Raw genomic sequence first — 4344 nt, forward strand, 5'->3', positions numbered from 1 at the left:
GGGCAACGACCCAGGGGCGCGTGGGGGCACCTGGTGGTCGGCCCGGCGCCCTGGCGGCTGATCCCCCCTGGGCGTGTGCCTCAGCCTTCTTCGACGGTGCGGTGGGGGCGGGTGGTGCGTTCGGCGTCGGCGGCGTCGCCGGTGCGGGCCTCGGTGCGGCGGCTGCGGGCCAGGTAGTCGCGGACGATCAGCTCCACCGCGTCCTGCGGGTTGCCCGCCCCGACGGCCAGCATGACCTCGATCGCCAGATCGGCGTCCAGCGTGACGGTGACCTTCGCTGCCATGGCGGCTCCTCAACTCCGTGGGAGCGTCAGCCTATCCGCGCGGGCAGGCCGCAGCCCCGGGGCGGCGGGAGGCCGCTCCGGGGCTGCGGAGGGGGAGAGGAGCGCCCGGGCCGAGGGACCCAGGTACGGCTTCGGGCGCCTGCCCCGGCGTGTGTGACGCCGGGAGGGGCGGTTCAGACCCGGCCGGCGAAGTCCGGGGCCCAGTTGGCGATGGTCTGGACGCGGACGCCGGCGCTCGGGTTGGCGGCCTCGACGTACTTGCCGTCGCCGATGTAGAGCGCGACGTGGTGCACGCCGGAGTTGCTGCCGTTGTTGGACCAGAACAGCAGGTCGCCCGGCTGCAGGTTGTCCAGCGAGACGCGGGTCGAGTAGTCGGCCTGGTCGGCGGCGACGCGCGGGACGGAGATGCCCGCGGCGCGCAGCGCGGCCTGGGTGAGGCCGGAGCAGTCCCAGCCGCCGTTGCCGGTGCCGCCGTAGATGTAGGCCTGGCCCACCTTGGAGAGCGCGAAGTTGACCGCGGCGGCCTTGGAGCCGGTGGCGGTCTGCGCGGTCGTGGTGGTGGTGCTCGCCTTGACCGCGGTGGTCGCCGGCTTGGCGGCGGCCGGGGCGGCCTGGGCCGGGGTGGAGGACGCCTTGGCGGGGGTGCCCAGCGACAGCTTCTGGCCCGGGTAGATGGTGTGCGGACCGTTCTTCAGGACCGACTTGTTGATCTCGTAGAGCTTCTGCCAGCCGCCCTGGACGTGGTTGTGCTCGGCGATGGTCGACAGCCAGTCGCCGGCCCGCACGGTGTAGGTGGCGCCGTGGCTCCACTGGCCCTGCCGGGACTTCTGGCCCTGCCAGGCCTTGCCGTCCTGCGAGGTGCCGGTGGAGGCGGTCGAGCCGGTGGAGGCGGCCGGCGCGGCCGGCGCGGCCGGCTGGGCGGGGGTGGTGGCCGCCGGGGCCGGGGTGGAGGCGGAGCCGCCGGTGTTGATCTCGGGGGCCGGACCGCCCTTGGTCAGGCCGGCCTTGACGGAGCAGACGGGCCAGGCGCCGGGGCCCTGGACGGCCAGCACCTTCTCGGCGACGGCGATCTGCTGGTCCTTGGTGGCCAGGTCGGCGCGGGAGGCGTAGCTGCCGCCGCCGAAGGAGGTCCAGGTGCTGTTGGTGAACTGGAGGCCGCCGTAGAAGCCGTTGCCGGTGTTGATGTGCCAGTCGCCGGAGGACTCGCACTGGGCGACCTTGTCCCAGGTGGAGACCGAGGCGGCGGAGGCGGTGCCGGCGGCCAGCGACGGGATGCTGAGGCCGATGCCGACGACGCCGGTGGTGGCGAGAATGCGGCGGCCGCGCTTGGAGTTGATGGACAGCATGAAGCAGCGTTCCTCTCCCACGCCTGCGAGGTGAGCTGTCGGATTCGGGCTGGAGTTGCCCGGCCGCGCGCGCAGGATCCGGCGATCCCTCGCCGTTTCCGCGCGTGCGGCTTCACCCCAAGCCGGGGAGCGGTGCTGGACCGCTCCCGGGCGACTTACCTGGTTCCCCCGCCCCTGCCGAAGTGCGTTTCGCATTGCCAGTCGGACCGCCGGCAGGACTCGGCGTTCGGGCCAACTGGGTCCGTGTGACCACGAACGTGGGAGGACATTAGACAGAGTTAAGTTCAAACCGCAAACATGTGTGATGCCGGTCACAGCCGATCTTGGTATATTCCATGATCGACCCCTTGATCTTTTCGTGATCGACTTCTGTCGATTTCCGGCAAGGCCCTTCCGGGAAAACCGGCCTGTTTATGCTTCAGGACGGGGGGCCGGGCGACGGCCCGGGGGAGGGGTCGACCGCTCATGGATCACCACGGGCAGCACCGGGAGGCGGAGTCCGGCGGAGTGCCGCGACGGCCGGCGCCGCACCGCCGGGTCGGCCGGCGCAGGATGCTCGTCTGGCTCGGGATCTCCACCGCCGCGGCCGCGGTCGGCGGCGGCGAGTTGGCCCGCCGTGCGCTCGCCTCGTCGGCCGCGCCGGCGTCGGCGGCCACGCCCCTCCCTGCGGCCTCCGGAGGGCCCTCTGCCGGGCATGCGCGGGCTGCCCCGGCTCCTGTCGGCCCCTCGCCCTCCCCGGTCGATCTGACGGGCCGCCGCTGGTCCGACCCGGCGGGCTGGGGCGGCGCCGTCCCCGGGGTGAGGAGCGCCGTCAGGATCGCCGACCGCGTCCTGCTGGACGCCGACGCGTCGATCGGCTCCCTGGTGGTCGAGCCGGGCGGCTCGCTGGTCTTCGCCCCCGGGCGCAGCCTCACGCTCTCCTCCGCGGGCGCCGTGGAGGTCCGCGGCGTCCTGGCGCTGGCCCCGGCGGACGGCTCCGTGCACACCCTGAGATTTCCGTCCGTGAACGAACGAAGCTTCCGCGGCGGCGGCATGACGGTGGTGGAGGGGGACACCGGGCTCTGGGTGACCGGCACCGGCTACCTGCGGCTGGACGGCGCCGCCAAGACCGCCTGGGTCCGCGCCGCCGCCGCGCTGCGGGCCGGCGACACCGAGCTGCGGCTGGCCGAGCCGCCCGTCGGCTGGCGGGCGGGCGACGAGCTGGCCGTCACGCCGACCGGACCCCCGAGCGAGGACGAATTCTCCACCCGGTACGATCTGTGCACGATCAGACGGGTCGACGGCAAGACCGTCACGCTGACCGCACCCCTGGCACACCCGCACCCGCGGGTGACCGCCGGCGGCGGCGTCGCGGTCGGCGCCGAGGTGCTCAACCTGACCCGCAGCGTCCGGATCGAGGGCACCGCCGAGGGCCGTGCCCACGTCCACCTGACCAGCTCGCGCCGGGCCGACGTCCGGCACGCCGCGCTGCGCTGGCTCGGCCCGCGGCAGCCGGGCAAGGAGACCTGGAACGGCTCGTCGGTCACCGAGCCCGTGCTCGGCCGGTACGGCCTGCACTTCCACATGCTCGGCGACACCTCCCGCGGCACCGTCGTCGAGGGCGTGGTGGTCCGCGACAGCGGCAGCCACGCCTTCGTCCCGCACGCCAGCCACGGCATCACCTTCCGCAGCTGCATCAGCCACAACACCTGGGAGGACGCCTACTGGTGGGACGGCCCGCTGGACACCCGCACCCCGCAGGCGCCGTCCGACGACATCACCTACGAGTCCTGCGTGGCCTCCCGCACCGTCCACGAGCCGAACCCCCGCGGCTACCGGCTCACCGGCTTCTCGCTCGGCGCCGGCACCGGCGGCACCGCTCGCGACTGCGTGGCCGTCGGCGTCCAGGGCGCCACCGGCGCCTCGGGCTACGAGTGGCCGGAGACCAGCGAGGGCGTCTGGACCTTCGAGCGCTGCCTGGCCCACAACAACCTCGAGAACGGCCTCTTCGTCTGGCTGAACGCCCGTCACCACCACACCCTGGAACGCTTCGTCGCGTACCACAACGGCGGCTGGGGCGTCGAGCACGGCGCCTACCTCAACGACTTCGACTACAACGGCGGCGTGCTGTACGGCAACGGCGCCGGGGGAGTGGCCGTGCACGCGCTCGGCCGGGACAAGGGCACCGTCTTCGACGGCCTGCTGATCGACGCCGCGGGCCAGTCCGACTACGCGGTCGCCACGGCCAAACACCAGCTCGCCGGAACGACGGTGACGATCGGTCGGAGCCACCTGACGGGCTATCGGAAGGCCGGCGTCGCGTTCCGGGCCACCGCGGACGGCGAGCCGGACGACATCGCCGTGCTGGACTGCTCCTTCGGCGGCAACGAGGTGTGGCTCGACCCGCAGGCACCAGAACCGGCCCGGATCGTCCTGCGCAAGGCCGGTGAACGGCAGGCCGTGCAGCTGCGGCCGGGCCCGGGCAAGGCCGAGTGGAACGCCGCTGCCGCACCGGCCGCAGTGGACGGGCCGCCCCGGGCGGTCGTCACCCCCGCGATCCGGCTCGCCGACGCGGCGGCACCGACCCGGCGGCTGCCCGTCTGAACCCGCGGCCCGAGGTCCGCGCAACGGAGGGACCCCGAGTCCTGCGGCCCGAAGCCCGGGACACGCGGAGGGCCCCGACCTGGTGCGGTCGGGGCCCCTCGTCGATTCACGGCGTGCGCGGCCGGGGGCCG

At 73.9% G+C, this 4344-nt stretch carries 4 protein-coding genes and 1 riboswitch; of the genes, 1 reads left to right on the forward strand and 3 read right to left on the reverse strand.

The window, feature by feature from the left end; translation table 11 throughout:
- Window positions 1-80: 80 nt before the first annotated feature.
- The 3 genes from ABZ641_RS27095 to ABZ641_RS27105 all read right to left on the reverse strand — a co-directional run bounded on the left by ABZ641_RS27095 (window position 81) and on the right by ABZ641_RS27105 (window position 2286).
- Window positions 81-284: a hypothetical protein gene (locus tag ABZ641_RS27095; RefSeq protein ID WP_344621857.1), complete on the reverse strand. Its 204-nt coding sequence runs from the start codon at window positions 282-284 to the stop codon at window positions 81-83.
- 173 nt (window positions 285-457) lie between these two features.
- Complete coding sequence (locus ABZ641_RS27100; protein ID WP_359985774.1) at window positions 458-1630, reverse strand: transglycosylase family protein; 1173 nt, start codon at window positions 1628-1630, stop codon at window positions 458-460.
- 5 nt (window positions 1631-1635) lie between these two features.
- Window positions 1636-1834: riboswitch (cyclic di-AMP (ydaO/yuaA leader) on the reverse strand.
- Between the two features lie 266 nt (window positions 1835-2100).
- Window positions 2101-2286: a hypothetical protein gene (locus ABZ641_RS27105; protein WP_344621859.1), complete on the reverse strand. Its 186-nt coding sequence runs from the start codon at window positions 2284-2286 to the stop codon at window positions 2101-2103.
- A gap of 142 nt (window positions 2287-2428) precedes the next feature.
- On the opposite strand from ABZ641_RS27105, the gene ABZ641_RS27110 reads away from it, so the two are divergent.
- Window positions 2429-4213: a hypothetical protein gene (locus ABZ641_RS27110; RefSeq protein WP_359985777.1), complete on the forward strand. Its 1785-nt coding sequence runs from the start codon at window positions 2429-2431 to the stop codon at window positions 4211-4213.
- Window positions 4214-4344: the final 131 nt, after the last annotated feature.

Origin of the sequence: Kitasatospora sp. NPDC007106 (genome assembly GCF_040634455.1) — a bacterium.
Taxonomy (GTDB): Bacteria; Actinomycetota; Actinomycetes; order Streptomycetales; family Streptomycetaceae; genus Kitasatospora; species Kitasatospora arboriphila.

Excerpts from the sequence above, each read along its gene's own strand:
- ABZ641_RS27095 (WP_344621857.1), bottom strand. The coding sequence starts at position 284 with ATGGCAGCGAAGGTCACCGTCACGCTGGACGCCGATCTGGCGATCGAG.
- ABZ641_RS27100 (WP_359985774.1), bottom strand. The coding sequence starts at position 1,630 with ATGCTGTCCATCAACTCCAAGCGCGGCCGCCGCATTCTCGCCACCACC.